The organism is Agromyces indicus (assembly GCF_031432295.1).
Lineage (GTDB): Bacteria > Actinomycetota > Actinomycetes > Actinomycetales > Microbacteriaceae > Agromyces > Agromyces indicus.
On the sequence record NZ_JAVKGS010000003.1, the window covers coordinates 166,270 to 192,100 of the forward strand.

The following is a 25,831-nucleotide window of genomic DNA, read 5'->3' on the forward strand; positions in this document are numbered from 1 at the left end:
ACGTCACTCCCACTCGATGGTGCCCGGCGGCTTCGACGTGACGTCGAGCACGACCCGGTTCACGTCGGGCACCTCGTTGGTGATGCGGTTCGAGATGCGCGCGAGCACGTCGTACGGCAGTCGGGTCCAGTCGGCGGTCATCGCATCCTCGGATGACACGGGCCGCAGGACGATCGGGTGGCCGTAGGTGCGACCGTCGCCCTGCACGCCGACCGAGCGCACGTCGGCGAGGAGCACCACGGGGCACTGCCAGATCTCGTGGTCGAGGCCCGCGGCGGTCAGTTCCGCCCGGGCGATGGCATCCGCTTCGCGCAGTACCTCGAGCCGCTCGCGGGTGACCTCGCCGACGATGCGGATGCCGAGCCCCGGCCCGGGGAACGGCTGCCGCGCCACGATCGCCTCGGGCAGGCCGAGCTCGCGACCGATCGCGCGCACCTCGTCCTTGAACAGGGTCCGCAGCGGCTCGACGAGCTCGAACTGCAGGTCCTCCGGGAGGCCGCCGACGTTGTGGTGGCTCTTGATGTTCGCCGTGCCGGCGCCACCGCCCGACTCGACCACGTCGGGGTAGAGCGTGCCCTGCACCAGGAAGCGGATGGGCTCGCCGTCAGCCGCGGCCTCGGCGACGAGGTCGCGCTCGGCGCGCTCGAACGCGCGGATGAACTCGCGCCCGATGATCTTGCGCTTCTCCTCGGGGTCGGTGACCCCGGCGAGCGCGGCGAGGAACGTGTCGGCCGCGTCGACCGTGACCAGCCGGATGCCGGTGGCGGCCACGTAGTCGACCTCGACCTGCTTGCGCTCGTCCTTGCGGAGCAGCCCGTGGTCGACGAAGACGCAGACGAGCTGGTCGCCGACGGCCTCGTGGACGATCGCCGCGGCGACCGCGGAGTCGACGCCGCCGGACAGTCCCGCGATGACCCGGGCGGGCCCGACCTGCTCGCGGATGCGGGCGACCTGCTCGGCGATCACGTTGCCGGAGTTCCAGTCGGCGGGGATGCCCGCCGCGCGGTGGAGGAAGTTCTCGATGACCGCCTGGCCGAACGGCGAGTGCTTGACCTCGGGGTGCCACTGCACGCCGTAGAAGCCCTGCTCGTCGTGCGCGAAGGCGGCGACGGGGGTGTCGGCGGTCGAGGCGAGCACCTCGAACCCGTCGGGCGCGACGGCGACCGAGTCGCCGTGGCTCATCCACACCGTCTGGTGCTCGGGCTGCCCGCCGAGCAGCGCGTTGCCGTCGTCAGTGCGCACCGTCGCGGCGGTCGCCCCGTACTCGCGACGGCCCGTGTGGGCGACCTCGCCGCCGAGCTGCTGCGCCATGACCTGGAAGCCGTAGCAGATGCCGAGCGTCGGCACCCCGAGCTGCAGCACGCCCGGGTCGAGCTGCGGCGCGCCCTCCTCGTAGACCGACGACGGGCCACCCGACAGGACGATCCCGATCGGGTCCAACGCGCGCACCTCGTCGGCGGTGATCGTGTGCGGCACGATCTCCGAGTAGACGGATGCCTCGCGCACGCGCCTGGCGATCAGCTGCGCGTACTGCGCACCGAAGTCGACGACGAGGACGGGACGTTGCTGGGTCTCGCTCACTGGGCGGCCTCCACGGGCTCGGAGTCGGGGTCGGACGATGCACGCGCGGCCGCGGCATCCGCTTCGCGCTTCGCGAGGTACTCGCGGACCTCGCGCCCGATGCGGGCCTCGAGGATGAACGACAGGAACGGCACGATGCCGCCCGAGGCGAGCAGCAGCAGCTTCCAGAACGGCCAGCGCATGAGGCTCCAGAGCCGGAAGTTGCTGAACAGGTATACGACGTAGAACCAGCCGTGGGCGATCAGGATGCCGGTCGAGAGGTTCACGCCGACGCCGGTGGACTCGAGGCCCTCGGGGGTCTCGACGACCGGCTCGAGCGAGAGCAGGCCGTTGGGGCCGAACGCGTAGAGCTCGAGGAACCACACGTACTTGAGCAGCATCTCGGCGCACAGCAGCAGCAGCATGGTGCCGGTGATGACCGAGGCGATCATGTAGAACTTCAACGCCCCGCGGATGCGCGGGAAATCAGCCGGTTTGGGCTCGAGGGGCATGCCCTCCAGTCTACGGGCCGGGCGGCTGGGCGAATCCCGGGTCGGCCGCGGGCGCGAGGCCCGCGATCATGCGGGCGAGGGTCGTCACGGCGTCGTCGATGCCTCGCTCGGGTTCGGCGGCGGTCGCATTGGCGATGGCGACCTCGTTGAGCGCCCCGGAGATCATGGTCGTCACGGTGCCGAGCGAGGCCGATCCGATGACCCCGGCTTCGGCGAGTTCCGCCACTCCGGCGTCGAGCAGTCGGGCGCTCGACTCCAGGTCGCCGTCCCGCCAGTCGCCCCAGCCGAGCACCGCGGGCCCGTCGACGAGGAGGATGCGCCGCACCTCGGGCGCGAGGCTCGCCTCGAGGAACGCGCGGCATCCCGCGAGGAACGCCTCGAGGGGGGCGACGTCGGCGGCCGCCGCGCGTTCCACGGCCTCGGCGACGGCGAACTGCGCCCGCTCGACGACGGCGGCGAACAGGCCCTGCTTGCTGCCGAAGTGGTGGTACAGGGCGCCGCGGGTCAGGCCCGCCTCGGCGACGAGGTCCTCGAGTGCGACCCCGGCGTAGCTTGACTCGGCGAACCGGCGCGTGGCGATGCGCAGGATCTCCTCGCGCGTGCGCTCGCGCTGCTCGGCCTTGGTCGCCATGCCCGGTCCTCCCGCGTCTTGACATACACACTGTATGTCAGCCACGCTGAGATACATACACACTGTATGTATCAAAGGAGGAAGCGATGCTCCGATCGACCTACCCCGTCCTGTGCTCCGAGCACGTCGAGGCGAGTTCGCGGTTCTACCGCGACCACTTCGGGTTCGAGGCCACGTTCGAGTCCGACTGGTACGTGAGCCTCCGGCACCCCGGCTCCGGCACCGAGCTCGCGCTGCTCGATCCGGCGCACGAGTCGGTCCCGCCGGGCTACGGCACGCCCGCCCGCGGCGTCCTGGTGAACCTCGAGCTCGACGACGTCGATGCGGTCGCGGCGCGACTCGAGGCGGCCGGCGTCCCCGTGGTCCAGCCACTCCGCAGCGAGCCGTTCGGGCAGCGCCACGTGATCGTGCGCGACCCCGGCGGCGTACTCGTCGACGTGATCACCGAGATCGAACCCGCCCCCGAGTTCCTCGCCGCGTTCGGCCGCGACGCCTGAGGGGTCGGCCGCCGAGGCGATCAGGCGCCCACCAGTTCGCGCGGCACCACGAAGACGTCGACGAGCGCGCCGCCGCGCCACAGGGTCATCTCGACCTCGCGGTCGATCGCGTCCTCGACCATCAGCCGTTGGATCGAGGTCGCCGTCACGATGCCGGTGCCGTCGAGGGTGACCGCGATGTCGCCGGGCCGGATGCCGGCGGCCTCGGCCGGGCTCCCGGCCACCACCGCGGTCACTTGCAGGCCCGTCGGCGAGCCCACCCGCTCCGCGAGCTCCGGCGCCAGCCGGACCTGGGCTCCGGCGATGCCCAGCCACGCGCGGCGCACGCGCCCGCGGCTGACGAGGGCGTCGATGATCGCCCGGGTGGCCGGATTGATGGGGACCGCGAGGCCGAGCCCGACGCCCGCGACGGCCGTGCTCACGCCGACCATGCGACCACGCCCGTCGGCGAGGGCTCCCCCGCTGTTGCCGGGATTCAGCGCGGCATCCGTCTGGATCACCTCGTCGACGACCCGGCCGGCAGCCGTCGGCAGCGAACGCCCGAGGTTCGACACGATGCCCGCGGTGACGCTGCCGGCGAGCCCCAACGGCGTGCCCACGGCGACGACGAGCTGGCCGACCCGCAGCTCACGCGCGTCGCCGAACGGCACCGGAGGCGGCACGGGACCGCGCGCCCGCAGCACCGCGAGATCGGAGAGCGGGTCGCGGCCGATCACGTCGGCGGTCACGGCGGTGCCGTCGCCGAAGGCGGCCTCGGCCCGGTCGGCGCCGGCGACGACGTGCGCGCTCGTGAGCAGCACCCCGTCGGCCGACACCACGCTCGCGCTGCCGGTGCCCTGGCCGCGCCCCGATCGGACGGCGAGGCTCGCGATGCTCGGAAGCAGCTCGCGCGCCACGCGCGTCACGACCCGCGAGTACGCGTCGAGGGGGTCCTCGTCGTGCTCGTGCGCGGGCTCGCCATCCGGGGTCCCGTCGAGCCGGGTGCGGTCGTCATCGCTCACACCGGCATCCTCACCCCGTGAGCGGATGCCGCTGCCGGAGTTCGCCGCAGGCGGAACGTCGCTCAGTCCCGCGCCGCCGCCTCGCTCGCCGCCGCCGCCTCGGCGGCCTCCTCGCGCTCGCGCTCGACCGCGTCGCGCACGAGCCGGTACCAGAGGTAGACGGCGAACCCGCCGAAGACGATCCACTCGATGGCGTAGAAGACGTTGAGCCAGTTCAGCTCGGCCTGCTGCTCGGGCGGCGGCGACGAGATCGCCTCGAGACCGGCGACCGGCTCGGCGGCCGTGACGTAGCCGAAGTACACGGGCCGCTCGTCGTAGTCCTCCCACAGGTTGATGAGATGCGCGACCGCCACGGTCCGCATGACCTGCGGGTCCTCGTCGTCCTCGGGCTGGATGGGCGCCTCGCTCGGCAGGAACCGGCCGACGACCTCGACATCCCCGCCGGAGCGCGCGGCCGCGTCGACCTCGGCGAGCGCCTCGCGAGCCGTCGCCTCGTCGGGCGTCCACCCGAGCGCGACCGGGAGACCGCCGGGCGCGGCATCCGTCACCTCGAGGTGGGCGACCACCCACCAGCCGGTGGCGCCGTCGTTGACGCGGCCCTGCACGAGGACGGTGTCGCCGGCGACGAGCATGCCCCGCACCGACACGCGCTGGCCGGTGGCCGCCTGTTCGGTCGGGGCGTCCGGCACCACGACCTCCGCGAGCGGCCGGACCTGCTCGGTGGGACGCTCGACGACCTTGGCCTCCTCGACCGCGCGGCTCACCTGCCACTGCGCGAGGGTCGCGAACGCCGCCGCGATGCCGAGCGCGGCGAGCAGGGCGAGCACCCACCGCGGGCGCAGCATCATCCGGAGCATGTCGTGCGCGATTCTATCGGCGCCGGATGCGCGCTCCCTGCGAGCGGGGTGTCGGTACGCGCCCTCGGTGCTCCTCGGCCACCGGTGGGTCAGTCGACCTGGACGATGTCGGGCGCCTCCAGCCTCACCCGGTCGGCCGACTCGTCGTCGGGCTGCTGCTGCGACGCGATCTCGGCCTGCACCCGCTGCTCGTACCGCTCGACCTCGAGCGCCTCGCGAGCCGCATCCCAGCCGAGCACCTCCGCCATGAGCCTCGCGGCGACCGGCGCGGCCGAGACCCCGCGGTCCCAGGCCTCGATGGAGATGCGCGTGCGTCGCGCGAGCACGTCGTCGAGGTGCAGCGCTCCCTCGTGGGATGCGGCGTACACGACCTCGGCGCGGAGGTAGTCGTCGGCACCCGGCAGGGGCTCGCCGAGTTCCGGCCGCTCGCGGATCAGGTCGAGCAGGTCGTCGGTCATCGTGCCGTACCGGTTGAGGAGGTGCTCGATGCGCACCTTGTGCACCCCGAACGCCCGCGCGATCTTGCCGCGCTTGTTCCAGGCCGCCTGGTAGCCCTCGGCACCGAGCAGCGGGATGCGCTGCGTGGTCGAGGGCGGCACCTTGCCGTCGAGGGCGTCGGCCGCGGCGTCGATGGCGTCCTTCGCCATCACCCGGTACGTGGTCCACTTGCCGCCCGCCACGACGACGAGCCCCGGCACCGTGTGCGCCACGATGTGCTCGCGCGACAGCTTCGACGTCTCGTCGCTCTCGCCCGCCAGGAGCGGCCGGAGGCCCGCGAACACGCCCTCCACGTCCTCCCGGGTGAGCGGCACGTTGAGCACCTCGTTGACCCGCTCGAGGAGGTAGTCGATGTCGGCGGCCGTCGCGGCCGGGTGGGCCTTGTCGAGGTTCCAGTCGGTGTCGGTCGTGCCGATGAGCCAGTGACGACCCCACGGGATGACGAACAGCACGCTCTTCTCGGTGCGCAGCAGCAGGCCCATGTTCGACTGGAACCGGTCGCGCGGGACGACGAGGTGGATGCCCTTCGAGGCGCGCACCTTGAACGTGCCGCGCTCCCCCACCATGCGCTGGGTGTCGTCGGTCCACACGCCCGTCGCGTTCACGACCTGCTTGGCGCGGATCTCGAAGTGCTCGTCGGTCTGCAGGTCGTGCGCCTTCACGCCGACGACCCGCTCGCCGACCTTGACGAAGCCCTCGACCTTGACCCGGCTCGCGACGTGCGCGCCGTAGAACGACGCGGTGCGCGCGAGGGATGCCACGTAGCGGGCGTCGTCGACCTGCGCGTCGTAGTACGTGAGACCGCCGATGAGGGCGCTCGGCGCGATCGACGGCGCGGCGCGCAGGACCTGCCGCTTGGTGAGGTGGCGATGGTGCGGCACACCCGGGTGCCCGCCGCCGGAGTAGCTGAAGATGTCGTAGAGCAGCATGCCCGCGCCGATGTACAGGCGCTCGAAGAGCCGCTGCTTCAGCGGGTAGAGGAACCGCACGGGCTTGACCAGGTGCGGGGCGATGCGCTGCAACAGCAGCCCTCGCTCGATGAGCGCCTCGCGGACGAGCCGGAAGTCGAGCTGCTCGAGGTAACGGATGCCGCCGTGCACGAGCTTGGACGACCGGCTCGACGTGCCCGAGGCCCAGTCGCGCGCCTCGAGGAGCCCCGTGGACAGCCCGCGGGTCACCGCGTCGAGCGCGGCGCCCGTGCCCACGATGCCGCCGCCGACGACGAGGATGTCGAGTTCCTTGTCCTTCAGGCGGGCGATCGCCGCCTCGCGCTCCTCGGGTCCGAGCTTGTTCGAACGCGTCACCGACTTCAGTCTCGCCATCGTCGCTCCCCATCCCGGGCGGACCGCGGCGGTGCCGCCCGTCGTCCCCCACGCTACCCGAGCCGGTCGCGCGGGCACCATGGAATCCGCTGGGGGTGCGCCGTCAGACCGTGTGGTGGTAGGGCGCGACGACGACCTCGACGCGCTGGAACTCCTTCAGGTCGGAGTACCCGGTCGTCGCCATCGACTTGCGCAGCGCGCCGACGAGGTTCGCCTTGCCGTCGGCGCCGGGCGCCGGGCCGTACAGGATCTCCTCGAGCGGGGCGACCTGGCCCACCTGGACGCGCTCGCCGCGCGGCAGCTTGGCGTGGTGCGCCTCGGGCCCCCAGTGCCATCCGCCGCCGGGTGCATCGGTCGCCCGGGCGAGGGCCGCACCGAGCATGACCGCGTCGGCACCGCACGCGATCGCCTTCACGATGTCGCCGGCCGCACCGACGCCGCCGTCGGCGATGACGTGCACGTACCGGCCGCCGGACTCGTCGAGGTAGTCGCGGCGCGCACCCGCGACATCCGCCACCGCCGTGGCCATCGGCGCGTGGATGCCGAGCGCGGTGCGCGTCGTGGACGCCGCACCCCCGCCGAACCCGACGAGGACGCCGGCCGCCCCGGTGCGCATGAGGTGGAGCGCCGCCGTGTAGGTGGCCGCGCCGCCCACGATGACGGGCACGTCGAGCTCGTAGATGAACTTCTTGAGGTTCAGGGGCTCCTGGTTCTTGGAGACGTGCTCGGCCGACACCGTGGTGCCGCGGATCACGAACAGGTCGACGCCCGCCGCGACGACCGTCTCGTAGAGCTCCTGCGTGCGCTGCGGCGAGAGCGCCCCGGCGACCGTCACGCCCGCCGCCCGCACCTCGGCGAGGCGCTGGGTCACGAGTTCGGGCTTGATCGGCTCGGAGTACAGCTCCTGCATGCGCGCGGTCGCCCGGTCGTCGGGCAGGTTCCGGATCTCGGCGAGCACGGGCTCCGGGTCCTCGTACCGGGTCCAGAGGCCCTCGAGGTCGAGTACGCCGATGCCGCCGAGCTGGCCCATCATGATCGCCGTCTGCGGGGAGACGACGGAGTCCATGGGTGCCGCGAGGAAGGGGATGTCGAACTGGTAGGCGTCGATGCTCCACGACACCGACACGTCCTCCGGGTCGCGCGTGCGCCGGCTCGGCACGATGGCGATGTCGTCGAACGCGTACACGCGACGGCCCCGCTTGGAGCGGCCGATCTCGATCTCCTGAGTCACCGTTCAACCCTACCGAGCGCGCGCCACGCGCGCCTCGTCGAACACCGGCTGATCCGTCTCGACGACCTCGCCGTCGGAGCGGAACACCAGGAACCGGTCGAACGATCGCGTGAACCAGCGGTCGTGGGTGACCGCGAGCACCGTGCCGTCGAACCGCGACAGCGCGTCCTCGAGCGCCTCCGCGGAGACCAGGTCGAGGTTGTCGGTCGGTTCGTCGAGCAGCAGCAGGGTCGCGCCCGACAGCTCCAGCAGGAGGATCTGCAGCCGCGCCTGCTGGCCGCCCGACAGGTCGTCGAAGCGCTGCTGGGCGGATGCCGCGAGCCCGTACCGATCGAGCGCGGAGCTCGCCCCCTCGCGGGCCATGCCGTCGCGGTTCGCGTCGCCGCGGTGCAGGATGTCGAGGAGCGTGCGTCCGCGCAGCCCGGGCAGCTCGTGGCCCTGCGCGAACCAGCCCGGCACGACGCGGGCGCCGAGCACCGCCGAACCCGTGTGCGGCACGCGAGCGAGCGTCGCGCCGACATCCGTCACGTGGCCCTTCGCCGCGTCGGGGTCGCTGCCGCCGCCCGCGAGCAGGCGCAGGAAGTGCGACTTGCCCGAGCCGTTCGACCCGAGCACCGCCACGCGGTCGCCGTACCAGACCTCGAGGTCGAAGGGCTTCATGAGGCCGGTCAGCTCGAGCCGCTCGCACACGACCGAGCGCTTGCCCGTGCGGGATCCGCGCAGGCGCATCGACAGCGCCTGCGCGGGCGGCCGTTCCTCGGGCGGACCGGCCTCCTCGAACTTCCGCAGCCGCGTGAGCGCCGCCTGGTAGCGGGAGGCCATGCCGTCGTTGTACGTCGCCTTCACCTTGAGGTTCTGCACGAGCTGCTTCAGCTGAACGTGCTGCTCGTCCCATCGCCGGCGCAGCTCGTCGAGCCGCGCGAACCGTTCCTCTCGGGCCTCGTGGTAGCCCCGGAAGCCACCCCCGTGGACCCACGCGGTGCTGCCCGCGCCGCCCGCCTCGAGGGTCACGATCCGGTCGGCCGCCCGCGCGAGCAGCTCCCGGTCGTGCGACACGAGCAGCACCGTCTTCGGGGTGGCCCGCAGCTGCTGCTCGAGCCACCGCTTGCCCGGCACGTCGAGCGAGTTGTCGGGCTCGTCGAGGATCAGCACCTGCTCCGGTCCGCGCAGCAGCGCCTCGAGCGCGAGCCGCTTCTGCTCGCCGCCGGACAGCGTCGACAGCTCGCGCCACTTCGCGCGCTCGAACGGCACGCCGAGCGCGGCCGTGGTGCAGTGGTCCCAGAGCACCTCCTGTTCGTAGCCGCCGGCCTCGGCGTACTCGGCGAGCGCCGACGCGTACCGCATCTGCGCGGCCGTGTCATCCGTCTCGATGAGCGCGTTCTCGGCCCGCTCGAGCTCGATGGCCGCCGCCCGCACTCGCGTCGGGGCGACCGACACGAGCAACCCGTGCACGGTGCGGTCGACGCCGTCGACGACCTCCCCGCGGCCGACGAACTGGTCCATGACCCCGAGTCCCCCGTCGACCTGCACGCTGCCCTCGTCGGGCCGCACGTCACCGCGGATGATGCGCAGGAGCGTGGTCTTGCCTGCCCCGTTCTGGCCGATGAGGGCCGTCGTGCGCCCTTCCGTGACGCGGAAGGCGAGATCCGACAGCAGGGGGCGGCCGTCGGGCAGCGAGAAGGAGACGCCGTTGACGTCGATGAAGCCCATGGGTGTGCGATCCGTTCGGGACGCGGCATCCGCCGCGGCGCCCGATCGGGCAGCCGACCAGAATACACAGCGACGGATGCCGCGGCACGCCTGCCCGCCACCCTGTCGCCGCACGACCCGGTGCGGCAGGCTGGGGGCCATGCATCGCGTCGCCGCCGACCCGCTCGACCAGCTCCGCACCCGCACCAGCGCGAAGTGGCGCTCCTACGACCCGGACGTGCTGCCGCTGCCGGTCGCCGAGATGGACTACCCGCTCGCCGAGCCGATCGCCGAGGCGCTCCACGCGGCCGTGCGCCGATCCGACACGGGCTACAACTCGGGCAGTCGGCCCGTCGCCGACGCGTTCGCCGAGTTCGCGGCGGCGCGTCTGGGCTGGGAGCCGGACCCGGCCCGCGTGACCTGCACGGCCGACGTCAGCATGGGCATCGTCGAGGTGCTCCGGCAGGTGATCTCCCCCGGCGAGGGCGTGATCGTGAACCCGCCCATCTACCCCCCGTTCTTCGACCTCGTCACCGAGGCGGGCGGCGCGGTCGTCGAGGTGCCCCTCGCGGGCGGCATCGACGAGGGCTGGGCGCTCGACCTCGACGGCATCGAGGCGGCGTTCGCCGCGGGTGCGCGCGCGATGGTGCTGTGCAACCCGCACAATCCGGTGGGGCTCGTGCACCCGCGCGAGCAGCTCGCCGCGCTGGCGGACCTCGCGGCGCGCTTCGACGCCGTGATCGTGTCCGACGAGGTGCACGGGCCGCTCGCGCAGCCGGAGACGCCGTACGTGCCGTTCCTGACGGTGTCGGATGCCGCCCGCGAGCACGGCGTCGCGGTCGCCGGGGCCACGAAGGCGTTCAACATCGCCGGCCTCAAGGCGGCGCTGGTGCTGAGCGCGAGCGAGCGCGGCGACGCGGTGCGCACGGCGTTCCCGTACGAGGTGGAATGGCGGATGAGCCAGTTCGGTGCGATCGCGTCGATCGCGGCGTTCCGGCACGGCGGCCGCTGGCTCGACGGGGTCCTCGGCTCGATCGACGACAACCGGCGCCTGCTCGCCGACCTCCTCGCCGACGAGCTCCCCGAGGTGCGGTACCGGATGCCGCAGGCCACCTACCTCGCGTGGCTCGACCTCTCGGCGCTCGGCTGGGGCGACGACCCCGCCGCCGTCGCACTCGAGCGGGCCCGCGTCGCGCTCGCGAACGGACCGATGTTCGGCGCCGAAGCGGGGCGCGGGCACGCCCGGCTCAACCTCGCATGCTCGCCCGAGGTGCTTTCGGAGGCGATCACGCGCCTCGCCGAGGCCCGGGGATCGGCGGTCGAGTAGCACCGGCCGCAGGCCGGCGCGTATCGAGACCTACCTCGTGTAGTTCGGCGCCTCGACGACGAACTGCACGTCGTGCGGGTGCGATTCCTTCAGCCCGGCGGGCGTGATGCGAACGAAGCGACCCTTCGCCTTGAGCTCCTCGACCGTTCGCGCGCCGACGTAGAACATCGACTGACGGAGGCCGCCCACGAGCTGGTACGCGACCGCCGACACCGGGCCGCGGAACGGCACCTGGCCCTCGATGCCCTCGGGGATGAGCTTCTCGTCGCTCGGCACGTCGGCCTGGAAGTAGCGGTCCTTCGAGTACGACGTCTTCTTGCCGCGCGTCTGGAGCGCTCCCAGCGAGCCCATGCCGCGGTACGTCTTGAACTGCTTGCCGTTCTGGAAGACGAGTTCGCCCGGGCTCTCGGCGGTGCCGGCGAGCAGCGAACCGAGCATGACGGTGTCGGCGCCCGCGACGAGCGCCTTCGCGATGTCGCCCGAGTACTGGAGGCCGCCGTCGGCGATGAGCGGCACGCCGGCCGGCTTGGTCGCCTTCGAGGCCTCGTAGACCGCCGTGACCTGGGGCACGCCGACGCCCGCGACCACGCGGGTCGTGCAGATCGAACCCGGGCCGACGCCGACCTTCACGGCGTCCGCGCCCGCGTCCACCAGCGCCTGGGCGCCCTCGCGGGTCGCGACGTTGCCGCCGATCACGTCGATGTGGGCGAACGTGGGGTCGGCCTTGATCCGCCGGATGATGTCGAGCACGCCCGCCGACTCGCCGTTCGCCGTGTCGACGACGAGCACGTCGACGCCCGCGTCGCGCAGCGCTTCGGCGCGCTCCCACGCGTCGCCGAAGAAGCCCATCGCCGCGCCGACGCGCAGCCGGCCCTCGGCGTCCTTCGTGGCGTTGGGGTACTGCTCGGACTTGTCGAAGTCCTTCACCGTGATGAGCCCGGTCAGCCGGCCCTGCTCGTCGACGAGCGGGAGCTTCTCGACCTTGTGCTGCGCGAAGATCGCGATCGCCTCGTCGGGGTCCATCCCGACGCGTCCGGTGATGAGCGGCATCCGCGTCATGACGTCGGCGACCTTGGTCGTCGGCTTCTCGAAGTCGGAGACGAACCGCATGTCGCGGTTGGTGATGATGCCGACGAGGATGCCCTGGGCGTCGACGACGGGCAGGCCCGAGACGCGGTAGGTGGCGCACAGCTGGTCGACCTCGGCCACGGTGGCATCCGGGGTCGTCGTCACGGGGTTCGACACCATGCCCGACTCGCTGCGCTTCACGCGGTCGACCATGTCGGCCTGCTCGGCGATCGACAGGTTGCGGTGCAGGATGCCGATGCCGCCCTGGCGGGCCATGGCGATCGCCATCCGGGCCTCGGTCACCGTGTCCATCGCGGCGGACAGCAGCGGCGTCGCCACGGTGATCCGCTTCGTCAGGCGAGAACTCGTGTCGGCCTCGCTCGGGATCACGTCGGTGTGCCCCGGCAGGAGCAGGACGTCGTCGTAGGTGAGCCCGGTGAAACCGAACGGATCTGCCTGATCCATGTCGCCCCTTCGTGTGTGTGGAGTCGGGCGCACGAGCCGTCGACCCGGCGGATCTGCCGGGTCCGAGCGTCGGTGCGGTACATCGATGTTAAGCGAGTTTGCGCCGTCGGCATTCCCCGGATAACAATCGAGGGCCGTTTGTGCTCTCGTGCGAAACACTTGGGACATAATCGGCACGTACTGTCGACGGCGTCGTCGTCAGGAAGCCAGATCCCGACCCCACCCGCGGTCGGGACCTTTGGAGGTGCAGTGGAACCCACGCGAACAGTCCCCACACGTTCTCGCGGGAGGTGGCTCATCCTCCTCGGAATACTGATCTCCGCACTCACTCTGTCCGGCATCGCAGCGTCCCCTGCGGTGGCGGACGAAGGGGGTACGGACGATCCGGCCGCCGAGGAGGAGTACGAGTACTTCTTCACCGGGAACGTGCAGTTCGAGGGTGAGGCGCTCGAGGGCGTGCTCATCACCGTCGAGGGCAACGGATTCGATGCCGACACCGAGACCGACGCCGATGGGCGCTGGACGATCGGCGTGCCGGAGAAGGCGGAGTACGAGGTCACCCTCGACCAGGACACGCTCCCCGAAGGCGTCGTCGTGCTCGAAGGGCAGGACACCGTCACCGCCGAGTTCGGCCTGACCAAGCGCAAGGCGGTGAACTTCTTCCTCGGCGAGGGCCAGCGGGTCACCGTCAACTACTTCGACCAGGTGGTCCAGCGCGTGGTGAGCGGCCTCAACTTCGGCCTGCTGCTCGCGCTCGCGGCCATCGGCCTCTCGCTCATCTTCGGCACGACCGGACTGTCGAACTTCGCGCACGCGGAGCTCATCACCTTCGGTGCGTTGATGGTGCTGACCTTCGGCGTCAACCTGGCGTGGCCGCTGTGGCTCGCGATCATCGTGGCGCTGGTGCTCAGCGCGGCGCTCGGCTGGACGCTCGACGCCGCACTGTGGAAGCCGTTGCGACGACGCGGGGTCGGCCTGATCCAGCTGATGATCGTCAGCATCGGCCTCTCGCTCGCCCTCCGGTACACGTACCAGTTCTTCTACGGCGGCTCGACGAGCCAGCTCCCGGGCGCGACGCTGCCGTCCGACATCCGCTTCGGCGCGGTCGCGCTGTCGTGGGTCGACCTCGTCAGCATGGGCGTGAGCATCGTGGTGCTCCTCGCCGTGGCCTTCTTCCTCCTGCGCACCCGCATCGGCAAGGCCACGCGCGCGGTCTCCGACAACGCGCCCCTCGCCTCGGCGAGCGGCATCGACGTCGACCGCGTCATCCGCATCGTCTGGGTGCTCGGCGCGCTGCTGGCCGGCCTCGCCGGCATCCTGTGGGCCTACTTCCGCCCCGGCGTCAGCTGGGACATGGGCTTCCAGATCCTCCTGCTCGTGTTCGCCGCGGTCACGCTCGGCGGGCTGGGCACGGCGTTCGGCGCCCTCGTCGGCTCGCTCATCGTGGGCCTGTTCGTCGAGGTCTCCACGCTGTGGCTGCCGAGCGACATGAAGTACGTGGGCGCCCTGGTCATCCTGATCGTGGTGCTGCTGTTCCGACCGCAGGGCATCCTCGGTCGTCGAGAGCGAATCGGATAGGAGGGCGACGACATGGACTGGGGAGCAATCTTCGGAAACGCGGCCGTCGAGCTGATCAGCCCGACCACCGCCGCCTATGCACTGGCCGCACTGGGTCTCGCGATCCACTTCGGTTTCACGGGCCTGCTGAACTTCGGACAGGCGGGCTTCATGCTGCTCGGCGCCTACGGGTACGCCATCCCGGCACTGAAGCTCGGCTGGCCGTGGTGGGCCTGCCTCCTGACGTCGCTGCTGGCGTCGGTGATCTTCGCACTCATCCTGGGTATCCCGACGCTGCGGCTGCGCGCCGACTACCTCGCGATCGTGACGATCGCCGCGGCCGAGGTGCTGCGGTTGACGTTCACGACCAACGAGTTCGCCCCCGTCACGGGCTCGGCGAACGGCCTCTCGGAGTACCAGCGCGACCTGCTCACGCTGAACCCGCTCCCCGACGGACGCTACGGCTTCGGCCCGTGGGTGTTCAGCGACCGGGCGTGGTTCTTCCTCATCCTCGGATGGATCGTCGTGATCCTCGCGGCGCTGCTCACGTGGCTCCTGATGCGCAGCCCTTGGGGCCGCGTCATCAAGGGCATCCGCGAGGACGAGGACGCCGTGCGCGCGCTCGGCAAGAACGTGTACTCCTACAAGATGCAGAGCCTCATCCTGGGCGGCCTGTTCGGCACCGTCGCCGGCATCATCTTCGTGATGCCACGCGCGGTCGTGCCGAGTTACTTCCAGCCGACGCTGACGTTCTTCATCTACGCGATCCTCCTCTTGGGCGGGGCCGCGACCATCCTGGGGCCCATCCTCGGCTCCATCGTCTTCTGGGTGCTGCTGTCGTTCTTCTCGGGCTTCATCGCCCGAGCCGTCGAGGCGGGGTGGCTGCCGTTCATGACGCAGGTGCAGGCCGGGCAGCTCCGGTTCATCCTGGTCGGCGTGGCGATCATGCTGATAGTGGTGTTCATGCCACAGGGCATCCTGGGCAACAAGAAGGAGCTTGCTTTTGTCAAGTGAAATCACACCCAAGGCCAAGCCCGTCAAGTCGACCGGGCTCCACGTCGGCGACCCCGCCCCGGGCGTCAAGAAGGTCGACCCGATCCTCATCGCCGACGGCGTCAAGCGCACGTTCGGCGGCCTCACGGCCGTCGACGTCGAGCACGTCGAGATCCCGCGCAACGCCATCACGGCGCTCATCGGGCCGAACGGTGCCGGCAAGACGACCTTCTTCAACCTGCTGACCGGCTTCGACAAGCCCGACACGGGCGACTGGTCCTTCGAGGGCCGCTCGCTCGCGCACATCCCGGCCTACCGGGTCGCGCGCATGGGCCTGATCCGCACGTTCCAGCTGACGAAGTCGCTGGGCCTGCTCTCCGTCATGGAGAACATGAAGCTCGGCGCCAAGGACCAGACCGGGGAGAACATCTTCCGCGGACTGATCCCGTCGCTGTGGCGGAAGCAGGATCGCGAGATCGAGGACAAGGCGCAGGACCTGCTCAAGCGGTTCAAGCTCGACGCGAAGAAGGACGACTACGCGGCGAGCCTCTCGGGCGGACAGCGCAAGCTCCTCGAGATGGCGCGGGCGCTCATGAGCGACCCGACCCTCGTGATGCTCGACGAGCCGATGGCCGGCGTCAACCCGGCGTTGACCCAGTCGCTGCTCGACCACATCCTCGACCTCAAGGCCCAGGGCATGACCGTGCTGTTCGTCGAGCACGACATGCACATGGTCCGTCACATCGCCGACTGGGTGATCGTGATGGCCGAGGGCCGCGTGGTCGCCGAGGGCGACCCGCACGAGGTCATGCAGGACCAGGCCGTGATCGACGCCTACCTCGGCGCCCACCACGACACGGACCTCGGCTCGACCGACACCGGCCACGTCGAGGCGATCAAGGAGCTCATCGATGACGAACAGTGAACCCACCGCGAGCCCGGTGCTCGAGCCCACGGGCGACATGGTCGTCGAGGTGCGGGACGTCACGGCCGGCTACCTGCCGGGCGTCAACATCCTCAACAGCTGCTCGCTGACCGCCCGCGAGGGCGAGCTCATCGGCATCATCGGGCCGAACGGCGCCGGCAAGTCGACGCTGCTGAAGTCGATCTTCGGTCTCGTGAAGGTCCGCGAGGGCGGCATCTTCCTGCAGGGCGAGGAGATCACCAACCTCAAGGCGAACAAGCTGGTCGCCAAGGGGGTCGGGTTCGTTCCGCAGACGAACAACGTGTTCCCCTCGCTCTCCATCCAGGAGAACCTCGAGATGGGCGTCTTCCAGAAGCCCAAGGACCTCAAGCACCGGCTCGAGTTCGTGACCGAGATCTTCCCGGACCTCAAGAAGCGACTCGGCCAGCGCGCCGGTTCGCTGTCGGGCGGCGAGCGCCAGATGGTCGCGATGTCGCGGGCGCTCATGATGGGCCCGCACGTGCTGCTGCTCGACGAGCCGAGCGCCGGCCTCTCGCCGGTGCGTCAGGACGAGGCGTTCCTCCGGGTCAAGGAGATCAACCGCGCGGGAGTGACGACCATCATGGTCGAGCAGAACGCACGCCGCTGCCTGCAGATCTGCGACCGCGGCTACGTGCTCGACCAGGGCCGCGACGCCTACACGGGCACCGGTCGCGACCTCCTCAACGATCCCAAGGTGATCGGGCTCTACCTGGGCACGCTCGGGACGGACGAGTAGGACCGTACTCGCACACGACGGGGCGGGGGATGCTGCGGCATCCTCCGCCCCGTTCGTGTGTCTGCGCCCGGAGACCGGGGCCACCACGGAGGCCGCACGGACCGACGTCGCGTTCGAGGCCGTGTGTCGCACCCGGGACCAGCGGAGGACTCACGGGCCCACCAGCGGGGCGCTGAGCGCGTCGAGAGGGGACGAGCGGACATCTCCGGGGCGGCCGCGTGCGGTGCGTGCGGGGCCGTGCGGGCGCGTGTGGCCGCATGCGGGGCCGGGGCCCGCGCGCGGGCCGGGCGGCCCCGTGCGGGGACGTGCGGGCGCGTGCGGGGCCGCCCGGACGCGTGCGGGCGCGTGCGGGGCCGGGGCCCGCGCGGGCGCGTGCGGGCCTGTGGGGCCGCGTGCGGTCCCGCCACCGCGCGCCACCGTCGACGGCGGCTGACTCCGCTGAAGTGCGCCCCGGTCACTCCTCCTGCGTGGGGTGGTGCCCCGCGTCAGGTTCCTGACGCCGCCTCCGACCTCCGACCCCCTCGACACGCCGAAGGGCCCCGGCTGGAAGCCGGGGCCCTTCGTGTGCGAGTGGATCAGCCGTCGCCGATGCGCTCGTACGTATTGTCGTCCAGGTACTGGAAGATACCGATGGTCGCCTCGGTCGGGTCGCCGTTCTCGTCGAACGTGACCGGGCCGGACGGGCCGTCGTAGTCGATCTGGTTGCCCTCGGCGAGCGCCTCGGCACCGGCGGCGAAGGTGTCGACCTTCTCGCCCTCGCCCGAACCGCCCGACACCTGACGCAGGTACGACGCGATGTCGGTGCCCTCGACGCTGTTGGCCGCGTAGGCCGCGAGCGCGATGAGGACCAGCGCGTCGTAGGACTCAGCCGCGTAGCTGTAGTCCTGCAGGGCCGGGTCGACCTCGAGCAGGCGGTCGGTGAAGTCACCGAGGGTGCCCACGTCGAGACCGGGCAGCGTGCCCTTCGAGCCGGCGACGAGGCCGGGCGCGAAGTCCGCGCTGTAGTCGGACAGGTTGCCGTCGACGAAGTACAGCTTGTCGCCGGGGTAGCCGCTGCCGACGAGGGCCGGCGTGATGATCTTCGCCTGGTCGAACGTGATCAGCGCGATCGCGTCGGGGTTGGCCGCCGTGACCTCGGAGATCTGCGCGTCGAAGCTCGAGTCGCCCTCGTTGAAGAGCGCCTCGGCGACGACCTCGCCGCCCGCGGCCTCGAACGCGTCGCGCGTGAACTGCGCGAGGCCCGTGCCGTAGGCGTCGTTCAGGACGATCATGCCGAGCGTGGCGTTGCCGTCCTCGGCGATGAGGTTGCCGAGCACCTCGCCCTGCAGGACGTCGGACGGAGCCGTGCGCCAGTACAGGTTGTTGTCGTCGTAGTTGGTGAAGTCGGCCGACGTGTTGGCGGGCGAGAACTGCACCACGCCCGCGGCGACGATCTGGTCGATGACGGTCTTCGACACACCCGACGAGGCGGCGCCGATGATCGCCGACACGTCCTGCGAGAGGAGGTCGGTGACCGAGACGGTCGCGGTGTCGGTCGTGGTGTCGCCGGAGTCGCGGTAGACGACCTCGACCTGGAGGCCCAGGTCGGCGTCGTTGATGTCCTGCGCGGCGAGCGCCACGCCCGCCTCCTCGGGCGGGCCGAGGAACGCAAGCGCACCCGACTGCGGGAGGATCGTGCCGACCTTGAGGGTGAGGTCGCGCTCGCCCGCCTCGATGGGCTGGGCGTCGCCGGTCTCGGCGGGCGCCTCGGACTCCTCGGGCTCGCTGGTGCCGCCCGTGCTGCACGCGGTCAGGAGGAGGGCACTGACGCCGGCGATGGCGATGCCCGTCCAAGCTGCGCGACCCGAGCGCGAGGCCCGTGCCTTCGCGAATACGCTCATGTTGCTCCTTGGGACTGAAGGATTGGGACACTTCCCGGTGCCTTGCGACACCGATGGTTTTGACAGTATTGCCCGGCCAATGCGGAAACAAGGACATCGGATCACAACCCGGTAACACCCACCGCTTCGCGACGTCCTCGCCGCGCATGCGACGTTCTGCGCACGAAACCCGCGTCGACCAGCCGGTTCGCGCACGCTTCCGGCAAAGCGGAATCCGGCCCGCGGCCGTGCTCGGACCCCCCGATCGGGGGCGGGTCAGACGGGCTCGACGGCCGCCGCACGACGGGCGCGAGCCCCCCGCAGGAGATCGAACGTGAGCACCGCGAGGGCGACCCAGACCAGCCCGAACCCGATCCACCGTTCGAGCGGCATCGGCTCGCGCAGCACGACCACGCCGACCAGGAACTGGATGAAGGGCGCGAAGTACTGGATGAAGCCCATGTAGGTCAGGGGCAGCCGGCGCGATGCGGCGGCGAACAGCAGGAGCGGGATCGCGGTCACGGCCCCGGCGGCGAGCAGCAGCACCGTGTGCCACACCCCCGCCGTTCCCATCGTCATGGCGCCGGTCGCGCCCACGATCACGAGCAGCACGGCGGCGAACGGGGCGAGCCATGCGGTCTCGAGCGTCAGTCCCGATACGGCGTCGACCCGGTGGCCCACCCGCTTCTTGATGAGCCCGTAGAAGCCGAAGCTGAAGGCGAGCACGAGCGCGATCCACGGCAACTGCCCGTAGCCGACGGCGAGCACGACGACCGCGACGATCGAGATCCCGACGGCGGTCCACTGCGTCGCGTTGAGGCGCTCGCGCAGGACGATCACCCCGAGGAAGACGGTGACGATCGGGTTGATGAAGTACCCGAGCGCGGCCTCGACGACCTGCCCGTTGAGCGTGGCGAAGACGTAGGTGAGCCAGTTGACGAAGATGAGCGCGCCGGCGGCCCCCATCGTCAGCACGACGCGGCGGTCGCGCAGCAGCGCGCGGAAGGCCCGCCAGGACCTCGTGACGGCGATGAGGAGGGCGCAGAACACGAGCGAGAGCAGGATGCGCCAGGCGACGATCTCGACCGGTCCCGTGGGCGCCAGGGCGATGAAGTAGATCGGCAGGAATCCCCAGAGCCCGTAGGCCGCGACGGCGTAGACGAGCCCGCTCCGGCTCACGCCCGCGGGCGAGGGGCGGGCGTCGGCGACGGTGGGTGCGGTGCTCACCGGGAAAGCCTACGCTCGGCGGCCGACACGACCGACGCTGGGGGACTGCCGGAATTCGTCGACATCCCGCCGCAGGCGGTCCCGCACCGGTCGGCGCCGGGGACGATTCCCCGCCGGAGACGACGACGCGGCCCGGATGCCGTGTGGCATCCGGGCCGCGGAGGTTGTCGGACCGACTAGCGGACGACGACCGCGAGCACGTCGCGGGCCGAAAGGACGAGGAACTCGTCGCCGCCGAACTTCACCTCGGTGCCGCCGTACTTGGAGTAGATGACCTTGTCGCCGACGGCCACGTCGAGCGGGATCCGGTTGCCGTTGTCGTCGATGCGGCCCGGGCCCACGGCCACGACCTCGCCCTCCTGGGGCTTCTCCTTGGCGGTGTCGGGGATGACCAGACCCGACGCGGTGGTCTGCTCGGCCTCGACCTGCTTGATGACGATGCGATCCTCGAGCGGCTTGATGGAAACCGACACGGTTGACCTCTTTCTTGACGAAGACTGGGGTTAGCAGCCTCTGAATGAGAGTGCTAACAGGAGTCTAGGGCGGTTCTGGCACTCGTGCAACGTGAGTGCCAGCGGATGCCGCGGTGCTAGCGTGTCCGCGTGGAACGCGCCGAGCTCGTCGAACTGCTCTCACCCGAAGGGCTCGACCTGCTCGACTCCCTGCCCGCCTGGACCGGCCGCGAGGACGTCGTGAAGACGGTCGCCGACCTGCGACGCAGGGGGCACTCCCCCGGCCTCGTCGCCGCCGTCCTGACGCAGTCGCGTCTGCGGGCCAGGGCACGCGCGAAGTTCGGCGAGTTCGCCGACCGCATGCTCTTCACCGAGCCCGGGCTCGAGCAGGCCACCCGGCTCCGCGTCGCCGCCCTCCACGCCGGCCGGTACGCGCGAGCCGGCCTCCGCCACGTCGCCGACCTCGGCTGCGGCATCGGCGGCGACGCGCTGGCGTTCGCCGCGATGGACCTGGAGGTGACCGCCGCCGACGCCGACGAGGTGACCGCGGCGATCGCCGCGTTCAACCTGACGCCGTTCCCGCATGCGCAGGTGCTGCACTCCGCGGCGGAGGAGGTACCCCTCGGCGGCATCGACGCCGCGTGGCTCGACCCGGCGCGACGCACCACCGCGGGCGGCACGACCAAGCGGATCGCGGATGCCGCCGACTACTCGCCGTCGCTCGACTTCGCGTTCGGCCTGGCCGAGCGGATGCCGGTCGGCGTGAAGCTCGGGCCCGGCACCGACCGCGACCTCGTCCCCGCCGGCACCGAGGCGCAGTGGGTGTCGGTCGACGGCGACGTGGTCGAGCTCGCGGTCTGGACCGGGCCGCTGGCCCGGCCGGGCGTCGGACGCGCCGCCCTCGTCATCCGCGGGGACGCGGCGCACGAGCTCGTCGCCCCGGCCGACAGCGAGGATGCGCCCGTGGGCCCGCTCGGCGACTACCTGTACGAACCCGACGGCGCGGTCATCCGGGCCCGACTGATCGGCGACCTCGCCCGGGCCAACGGCGGCTGGATGCTCAGCGAGGGCATCGCCTACCTCACGGCCGATCGCGAGTTCGACAGCCCGTTCGCCCGGGGATTCCGCGTGATCGAGCGACTGCCCGCCGATGAGCGGCACCTCCGCCAGGCGCTGCACTCCCGCGGCGTCGGCACGCTCGAGATCAAGAAGCGCGGCGTCGACGTCGACCCGGCGGCGCTCCGCACGCGCCTCAAGCTGAAGGGCGACACCGCGGCGACCGTCGTGCTGACGCGCGAGGAGGGTCGCCACGTCGCCCTGCTCGTCGAGCGGCTCTGACCGGCGAGGATCGCCCGCGGCATCCGCCGGGACCACTCAGCGCGGCAGCGCGCCGAAGACGATGGCGTAGTAGCCGATCCACACGCCCGAGAAGACGAGCCCGGCGATGCCGGTGCCGATGCCGATGAAGGCCGGGACGCGCGCGCCCTCCTCGCGACGGAGGCCCATCACCCCGAACACGATCGCCGCGATCGACAGCGGGAGCATCCAGCCGACGAACAGCGACGCGACGGCGCCCGGGATGCCGAGGCCCGCCGAGAGCCGGCTCCAGAACCGACGCTGCTCCTCCTCGTCGACGTACTCCGGCTCGGGGGCCGGGCGCCCGAGCGCGAGGAGCTGCCCCGTGGGGAGTCCGTGCAGTTCGCCCGTGTCGTACGGCACGTCGAATTCCCGCTGGGGCTCCGGCGGGGACGTGTCGATCCCGCGGAGCGCGTCCGGCTCGGGCGGCGACGGGGATCCGCCCGGCGCGGCGCGCTCGTCGCCGCGGGGCATCCGCTCGTCGCTCACCCGCGCCGTCCTCAGTACGTGTACGAGGTGTCGCTGACCGCGAAGAGCGCCGCCCAGGCGACGATCGAGATGAGCGCGATCGCGATCCCGACGAAGCCGAGCACGATGCCGGTCAGCCACATGCCCTTGGCCCAGGGCTCCTTGCGGCGGCCGATGAAGCCGAGCACGACCGCGGCGGCGGGGACGATCAGCTGCAGGATGCCGCCGACGAAGGGGATGATCACGATGCCGGAGCCGATGATGCCGATGATGCCCGCGATCAGCGAGATGATGCTGAACACCGCGGTGGGCTTGGCCGGGGCCGGCTGGTAGGGCGCGGAGCCGTACCCGGCGCCGTATCCCGCGTCCGGCGCGCCCGCCGCGGTGCCGTACGCCGCGCTCGGCGCAGCGCCGTAGGCGGACTGCGGCGTCCCGTCGTACGCTGCGGCGGCGGCGGGCGACTCGGCGGCGCCGGTGTCGAACGGCGACCCCCCGCCGTAGGCGGGCGGGGCCGGCGGCGCCGGCGGGGCGGGCGGAGCCGGGGGCGCGGGAGGCGCCGGCGGAGCCGGGGGCGCGAGCGGCTCGGCCGGTCCGACGGGCTCCGACGGCTCGACCGGCACGGCGGGCGTCTCGGGCTCGCTCGGCGGGTTCGGCTCGTCGGGGATCGTCGGCCCGACCGGCTCACTCGGCTCGGCGGGTACGGTGGGCTCGACCGGCTCGGCCGGGACCGACGGCTCGGACGGCGTGAGCGGCTTTGCCGGCTCGTCGGGCTGCCTGGGATCGCTCATGTCGAGCCCCTCTCGTACTTCCTTCGATCAGTAGGTGGTGACGTTGCCGCTGCTGATGGCGGCGCCGAGGATGGCGAACCAGACGATCGCGATGATGATGCCGACGACCAGAAGGACGTACCCGATGATCAGGCCGGCGATCGCGAGGCCGCGGCCCTGCTCGCCCGTCTTCTTGATCTGGCTGAGCGCGATGTGACCCGTGATGATGCCGACGAGCGGGATGAAGAACGACGACACCAGCGAGACGATCGCCAGGACGTTGGTCTTCTGCGACGCCGGGGCGCCGTAGGACTCCGTACCCGAACCGTACGAGGGCGCGCTGCCGTAGGCGGGCGCGGGCGCGGGCGGGGGCGGCGGGACGTCGGAGCGGTTGGGCTCGTTGGGGTCGGTCATGCTGGACTCCTCGTGTGGTTGCCTGGACCCGGCCATGCTGGCAGCGCCACCGGGTGATGTCAACGACCGGCGACGCGGGTCGACGCACCCCGTCATGGGGGCGCACACGCCACAGTAGCGCCCCGCTCGCGCGCCGCGCATCGGGGAGGACTCCCCATTCGCGTTCAGCCCTGGATGTCGGTGACCGGGAGGGTCGAGTCGGCACCGAAGTCGAGTCCCGACGGCTCGTGCCCGGCCATGATGAGCCGCGCGCCCAGCGCCGCGATCATGGCGCCGTTGTCGGTGCACAGCGACAGCGGCGGGATGCGCAGGGCCACGCCCGCGGCATCCGCTCGCAGCTCGGCCACCTCGCGCAGTCGCCGGTTGGCGACGACGCCGCCGCCGAGGAGCAGCCGCGGCACGCCGAGGTCGGTGCACGCGGCGATCGCCTTCGAGACGAGCACGTCGACGACGGCCTCGCGGAAGCTCGCGGCGACGTCGGCGAGCGGCACGGGCTCGCCGACCGCTTCGCGCTGCTCGACCCAGCGGGCGACCGCGGTCTTCAGGCCCGAGAACGAGAAGTCGTAGCGGTGGCGCTCGAGGTCCTTGGGCCGCGTGAGTCCGCGCGGGAAGCGGATCGCGTCGGGATCGCCGCCCACGGCGGCACGGTCGATCTCGGGCCCGCCCGGGTAGGGCAGCCCGAGCAGCCGGGCGACCTTGTCGAACGCCTCGCCCGCCGCGTCGTCGATGGTCTCGCCGAGCAGCTCGACGTCGGAGTCGAGGTCGCGCACGAGCAGCAGCGACGTGTGCCCGCCCGACACGAGCAGCGCAACGCTCGGCGTCTCGAGCGGGCGGTCGCCGATGAGGTCGGCGCCGACATGGCCCACGAGGTGGTTCACGGCGTAGACCGGCTTCTCGAGCGAGAGCGCGAGCGCCTTCGCCGCCCCCACCCCGACCATCAGCGCCCCCGCGAGCCCGGGCCCGTTCGTCACGGCGACCGCATCGAGGTCGGCGAGGTCGACGGACGCCTCGTCGAGGGCCGCCCGGATGGTCGGGCCGAGCGCCTCGAGGTGGGCGCGTGCGGCGACCTCGGGCACCACGCCGCCGTAGCGCGCGTGCTCGTCCATCGACGAGGCGATCGCGTTGGCGAGGAGCTCGGTGCCGCGGACGATGCCGACACCGGTCTCGTCGCACGAGGTCTCGATGCCGAGCACGAGCGGGGCGTCGCGGTTCACGGGGCGTCTCCTGCGGGGGTCTGCGTGGTGGGCGTCGGGGCCGGGTCGCGTGCGTGGTCGACGTTGGCGACGGATGACGCGGGGCGGGCGACCGCCGGCGGCACCGCCAGTCGCATGACGACCGCGTCGACGCCGTCGGGCTGGTAGTAGCCGCGGCGCACGTCGATCTCGACGAAGCCGAGCGATTCGTACAGGCCGCGAGCGACCGGGTTGTCGGCCCGCACCTCGAGGAACAGCTCGGTGACGCCGCGGCGTCGCGCCTCGTCGATGAGCGCGTGCATCAGGGCGCGCCCGAGCCCGGCACCGCGACGCGACGGGGCGACGGCGATGGTCTGGATGTCGCCCTGGCCGGAGCCCCGGGGGGCGAGGAGTCCGGCATAGGCGAGGATCGCCTCGGGGTCCCGGTCGTCGATCGCCACGAGGTAGTGGGTGTGCTGCGCCGACAGCTCCGAGCGCATCGCCGACTCCGGCCAGGCGTCGGAGGCGAACGTCGCGCGCTCGAGCGCCATGACGGCGTCGAGGTCGTCGGGACGCGCGTGCCGCAGCATGAGGCTCATCCGAGCACCCGCTTCGGGCCGGCCGACACGGTCACGTCGGGTGCGCGGAGGTAGAGCGGCTCGTCGTCGGCGAGCGGCAGGCGCCCGGTGGCGTCGGCCCGCTCGGCGAGCAGTCCGAGCGCGCCGGCCGACACGCGGTCGGCGTCGAGGCGGATGCCGCCGACCTCGGTCACCGCGTCCCGCGGAGCGAGCCGCGGACCGCCGATGCGCACGGGCAGGCCGTCGGCATCGAGTCCGTCGTACTCGGACACGGCGGACTCGCGCCGCCGGGCGTCGGTGACGACCTGCAGCCTCCCGGTGCCGCCGTCGACGTACCAGGCGAGGGCGATCGCGTCGTGGCTCACCACCGGGACGAACGGCCGGTCGGTGCCGAGGGCGAAGGCGTGGGCGGCGGCGATCCCGACGCGCAGGCCCGTGAAGGGACCGGGCCCCATGCCCGCCGCGACGGCGGAGAGGTCGGCGGGCCGGACGCCCGCGGCCGCCAGCGCGTCGCGGATGAACCCGCCGACGACCTCGGCGTGCCGCATGGTGTCGGCCGTGCCCGCCTCGGCGAGGACGCCGGCCTCCCGGTCGACCACGGCGACGCTCGTGCCCGTGGACGTGTCGATCGCGAGGAGCATGGCTTCC

25 protein-coding genes are annotated in these 25,831 nt (G+C 71.8%); 7 read left to right on the top strand and 18 right to left on the bottom strand.

The window, feature by feature from the left end; translation table 11 throughout:
- Positions 1–3: 3 nt before the first annotated feature.
- Genes guaA through RH861_RS10545 form a run of 3 tightly spaced genes read right to left on the bottom strand, consistent with a single transcriptional unit; the run spans position 4 to position 2,703 of the window.
- Positions 4–1,581, bottom strand: a complete 1,578-nt coding sequence (gene guaA, locus RH861_RS10535; protein ID WP_310520949.1) for a glutamine-hydrolyzing GMP synthase — start codon at positions 1,579–1,581, stop codon at positions 4–6.
- Positions 1,578–2,072 carry a DUF3817 domain-containing protein gene (locus RH861_RS10540; RefSeq protein WP_248599166.1) on the bottom strand — a complete coding sequence of 165 codons (495 nt, stop codon included), beginning with the start codon at positions 2,070–2,072 and terminating at the stop codon, positions 1,578–1,580. Before RH861_RS10540 ends, guaA begins: the two co-directional genes overlap by 4 nt.
- A gap of 10 nt (positions 2,073–2,082) precedes the next feature.
- On the bottom strand, positions 2,083–2,703 hold the full coding sequence (locus RH861_RS10545; RefSeq protein WP_310520950.1) for a TetR/AcrR family transcriptional regulator: 621 nt from the start codon (positions 2,701–2,703) through the stop codon (positions 2,083–2,085).
- An 86-nt stretch (positions 2,704–2,789) separates the two neighbouring features.
- On the opposite strand from RH861_RS10545, the gene RH861_RS10550 reads away from it, so the two are divergent.
- A complete protein-coding gene (locus RH861_RS10550) occupies positions 2,790–3,200 on the top strand; it encodes a VOC family protein (protein WP_310520951.1) in 411 nt (136 codons plus the stop codon).
- Positions 3,201–3,220: 20 nt separating this feature from the next.
- Here the strand turns inward: RH861_RS10550 and RH861_RS10555 are convergent, their stop codons facing one another.
- The 5 genes from RH861_RS10555 to RH861_RS10575 form a co-directional block, all read right to left on the bottom strand.
- Positions 3,221–4,105 carry a S1C family serine protease gene (locus RH861_RS10555; protein WP_374760985.1) on the bottom strand — a complete coding sequence of 295 codons (885 nt, stop codon included), beginning with the start codon at positions 4,103–4,105 and terminating at the stop codon, positions 3,221–3,223.
- A gap of 158 nt (positions 4,106–4,263) precedes the next feature.
- Positions 4,264–5,058 (bottom strand): SURF1 family protein, encoded by a 795-nt coding sequence (locus RH861_RS10560; RefSeq protein WP_310520953.1) that lies wholly within the window; start codon positions 5,056–5,058, stop codon positions 4,264–4,266.
- Between the two features lie 89 nt (positions 5,059–5,147).
- Positions 5,148–6,878 carry a glycerol-3-phosphate dehydrogenase/oxidase gene (locus tag RH861_RS10565; protein ID WP_067945011.1) on the bottom strand — a complete coding sequence of 577 codons (1,731 nt, stop codon included), beginning with the start codon at positions 6,876–6,878 and terminating at the stop codon, positions 5,148–5,150.
- Between the two features lie 103 nt (positions 6,879–6,981).
- Positions 6,982–8,109 carry a GuaB3 family IMP dehydrogenase-related protein gene (locus RH861_RS10570; protein WP_248599162.1) on the bottom strand — a complete coding sequence of 376 codons (1,128 nt, stop codon included), beginning with the start codon at positions 8,107–8,109 and terminating at the stop codon, positions 6,982–6,984.
- A gap of 9 nt (positions 8,110–8,118) precedes the next feature.
- Positions 8,119–9,819: an ABC-F family ATP-binding cassette domain-containing protein gene (locus RH861_RS10575; protein ID WP_310520954.1), complete on the bottom strand. Its 1,701-nt coding sequence runs from the start codon at positions 9,817–9,819 to the stop codon at positions 8,119–8,121.
- 139 nt (positions 9,820–9,958) lie between these two features.
- On the opposite strand from RH861_RS10575, the gene RH861_RS10580 reads away from it, so the two are divergent.
- Positions 9,959–11,125 carry a MalY/PatB family protein gene (locus RH861_RS10580; protein WP_310520955.1) on the top strand — a complete coding sequence of 389 codons (1,167 nt, stop codon included), beginning with the start codon at positions 9,959–9,961 and terminating at the stop codon, positions 11,123–11,125.
- Between the two features lie 30 nt (positions 11,126–11,155).
- Here RH861_RS10580 and guaB read toward each other — a convergent pair whose 3' ends face one another.
- The gene (guaB, locus tag RH861_RS10585; RefSeq protein ID WP_310520956.1) at positions 11,156–12,658 is read right to left on the bottom strand and encodes an IMP dehydrogenase; all 1,503 of its coding nucleotides are present in this window, start codon (positions 12,656–12,658) and stop codon (positions 11,156–11,158) included.
- A 297-nt stretch (positions 12,659–12,955) separates the two neighbouring features.
- Here guaB and RH861_RS10590 point away from each other — a divergent pair, with 297 nt between their 5' ends.
- From RH861_RS10590 to RH861_RS10605, 4 genes are read left to right on the top strand one after another with little or no spacing between them, the layout of a single operon-like run.
- Positions 12,956–14,236 carry a branched-chain amino acid ABC transporter permease gene (locus RH861_RS10590; RefSeq protein WP_374760986.1) on the top strand — a complete coding sequence of 427 codons (1,281 nt, stop codon included), beginning with the start codon at positions 12,956–12,958 and terminating at the stop codon, positions 14,234–14,236.
- 12 nt (positions 14,237–14,248) lie between these two features.
- Entirely contained in the window at positions 14,249–15,229 is a 981-nt protein-coding gene (locus RH861_RS10595) for a branched-chain amino acid ABC transporter permease (RefSeq protein WP_067944999.1), read from the top strand.
- Positions 15,219–16,133 carry an ABC transporter ATP-binding protein gene (locus RH861_RS10600; protein WP_310520958.1) on the top strand — a complete coding sequence of 305 codons (915 nt, stop codon included), beginning with the start codon at positions 15,219–15,221 and terminating at the stop codon, positions 16,131–16,133. Before RH861_RS10595 ends, RH861_RS10600 begins: the two co-directional genes overlap by 11 nt.
- Positions 16,120–16,890, top strand: coding sequence for an ABC transporter ATP-binding protein (locus RH861_RS10605; protein ID WP_067944996.1), 771 nt, complete (start codon positions 16,120–16,122; stop codon positions 16,888–16,890). The genes RH861_RS10600 and RH861_RS10605 overlap by 14 nt, the downstream gene beginning before the upstream one ends.
- Positions 16,891–17,465: 575 nt before the next feature.
- Here RH861_RS10605 and RH861_RS10610 read toward each other — a convergent pair.
- The 3 genes from RH861_RS10610 to groES form a co-directional block, all read right to left on the bottom strand.
- A complete protein-coding gene (locus tag RH861_RS10610; protein ID WP_067944994.1) occupies positions 17,466–18,770 on the bottom strand; it encodes an ABC transporter substrate-binding protein in 1,305 nt (434 codons plus the stop codon).
- Between the two features lie 255 nt (positions 18,771–19,025).
- A complete protein-coding gene (rarD, locus tag RH861_RS10615; protein ID WP_310520959.1) occupies positions 19,026–19,976 on the bottom strand; it encodes an EamA family transporter RarD in 951 nt (316 codons plus the stop codon).
- Positions 19,977–20,152: 176 nt separating this feature from the next.
- On the bottom strand, positions 20,153–20,449 hold the full coding sequence (gene groES / locus RH861_RS10620) for a co-chaperone GroES (RefSeq protein WP_067944992.1): 297 nt from the start codon (positions 20,447–20,449) through the stop codon (positions 20,153–20,155).
- A 129-nt stretch (positions 20,450–20,578) separates the two neighbouring features.
- Between groES and RH861_RS10625 the strand changes: the two genes are divergently transcribed.
- Entirely contained in the window at positions 20,579–21,766 is a 1,188-nt protein-coding gene (locus RH861_RS10625) for a class I SAM-dependent methyltransferase (protein ID WP_310520960.1), read from the top strand.
- Positions 21,767–21,802: 36 nt separating this feature from the next.
- Here the strand turns inward: RH861_RS10625 and RH861_RS10630 are convergent, their stop codons facing one another.
- From RH861_RS10630 to tsaB, 6 genes are all read right to left on the bottom strand, one after another.
- On the bottom strand, positions 21,803–22,273 hold the full coding sequence (locus tag RH861_RS10630) for a DUF4190 domain-containing protein (RefSeq protein WP_310520961.1): 471 nt from the start codon (positions 22,271–22,273) through the stop codon (positions 21,803–21,805).
- Between the two features lie 11 nt (positions 22,274–22,284).
- Positions 22,285–23,040: a DUF4190 domain-containing protein gene (locus RH861_RS10635; RefSeq protein WP_310520962.1), complete on the bottom strand. Its 756-nt coding sequence runs from the start codon at positions 23,038–23,040 to the stop codon at positions 22,285–22,287.
- 27 nt (positions 23,041–23,067) lie between these two features.
- Positions 23,068–23,433, bottom strand: coding sequence for a DUF4190 domain-containing protein (locus tag RH861_RS10640; protein ID WP_067948511.1), 366 nt, complete (start codon positions 23,431–23,433; stop codon positions 23,068–23,070).
- A gap of 164 nt (positions 23,434–23,597) precedes the next feature.
- Complete coding sequence (gene tsaD, locus RH861_RS10645; protein WP_310520963.1) at positions 23,598–24,647, bottom strand: tRNA (adenosine(37)-N6)-threonylcarbamoyltransferase complex transferase subunit TsaD; 1,050 nt, start codon at positions 24,645–24,647, stop codon at positions 23,598–23,600.
- Positions 24,644–25,204, bottom strand: coding sequence for a ribosomal protein S18-alanine N-acetyltransferase (rimI, locus tag RH861_RS10650; RefSeq protein ID WP_310520964.1), 561 nt, complete (start codon positions 25,202–25,204; stop codon positions 24,644–24,646). Before rimI ends, tsaD begins: the two co-directional genes overlap by 4 nt.
- Positions 25,201–25,824 (bottom strand): tRNA (adenosine(37)-N6)-threonylcarbamoyltransferase complex dimerization subunit type 1 TsaB, encoded by a 624-nt coding sequence (gene tsaB / locus RH861_RS10655; protein ID WP_310520965.1) that lies wholly within the window; start codon positions 25,822–25,824, stop codon positions 25,201–25,203. Before tsaB ends, rimI begins: the two co-directional genes overlap by 4 nt.
- Positions 25,825–25,831 lie beyond the last annotated feature (7 nt).

Coding starts and splice junctions, on each gene's coding strand:
- guaB (WP_310520956.1), bottom strand. CDS start 12,658: ATGGATCAGGCAGATCCGTTCGGTTTCACCGGGCTCACCTACGACGAC.
- rimI (WP_310520964.1), bottom strand. CDS start 25,204: ATGAGCCTCATGCTGCGGCACGCGCGTCCCGACGACCTCGACGCCGTC.
- RH861_RS10640 (WP_067948511.1), bottom strand. CDS start 23,433: ATGACCGACCCCAACGAGCCCAACCGCTCCGACGTCCCGCCGCCCCCG.
- RH861_RS10575 (WP_310520954.1), bottom strand. CDS start 9,819: ATGGGCTTCATCGACGTCAACGGCGTCTCCTTCTCGCTGCCCGACGGC.
- RH861_RS10550 (WP_310520951.1), top strand. CDS start 2,790: ATGCTCCGATCGACCTACCCCGTCCTGTGCTCCGAGCACGTCGAGGCG.
- RH861_RS10580 (WP_310520955.1), top strand. CDS start 9,959: ATGCATCGCGTCGCCGCCGACCCGCTCGACCAGCTCCGCACCCGCACC.
- RH861_RS10610 (WP_067944994.1), bottom strand. CDS start 18,770: ATGAGCGTATTCGCGAAGGCACGGGCCTCGCGCTCGGGTCGCGCAGCT.
- tsaB (WP_310520965.1), bottom strand. CDS start 25,824: ATGCTCCTCGCGATCGACACGTCCACGGGCACGAGCGTCGCCGTGGTC.
- RH861_RS10565 (WP_067945011.1), bottom strand. CDS start 6,878: ATGGCGAGACTGAAGTCGGTGACGCGTTCGAACAAGCTCGGACCCGAG.
- RH861_RS10605 (WP_067944996.1), top strand. CDS start 16,120: ATGACGAACAGTGAACCCACCGCGAGCCCGGTGCTCGAGCCCACGGGC.
- RH861_RS10560 (WP_310520953.1), bottom strand. CDS start 5,058: ATGCTCCGGATGATGCTGCGCCCGCGGTGGGTGCTCGCCCTGCTCGCC.
- RH861_RS10635 (WP_310520962.1), bottom strand. CDS start 23,040: ATGAGCGATCCCAGGCAGCCCGACGAGCCGGCAAAGCCGCTCACGCCG.
- RH861_RS10540 (WP_248599166.1), bottom strand. CDS start 2,072: ATGCCCCTCGAGCCCAAACCGGCTGATTTCCCGCGCATCCGCGGGGCG.
- RH861_RS10595 (WP_067944999.1), top strand. CDS start 14,249: ATGGACTGGGGAGCAATCTTCGGAAACGCGGCCGTCGAGCTGATCAGC.
- RH861_RS10545 (WP_310520950.1), bottom strand. CDS start 2,703: ATGGCGACCAAGGCCGAGCAGCGCGAGCGCACGCGCGAGGAGATCCTG.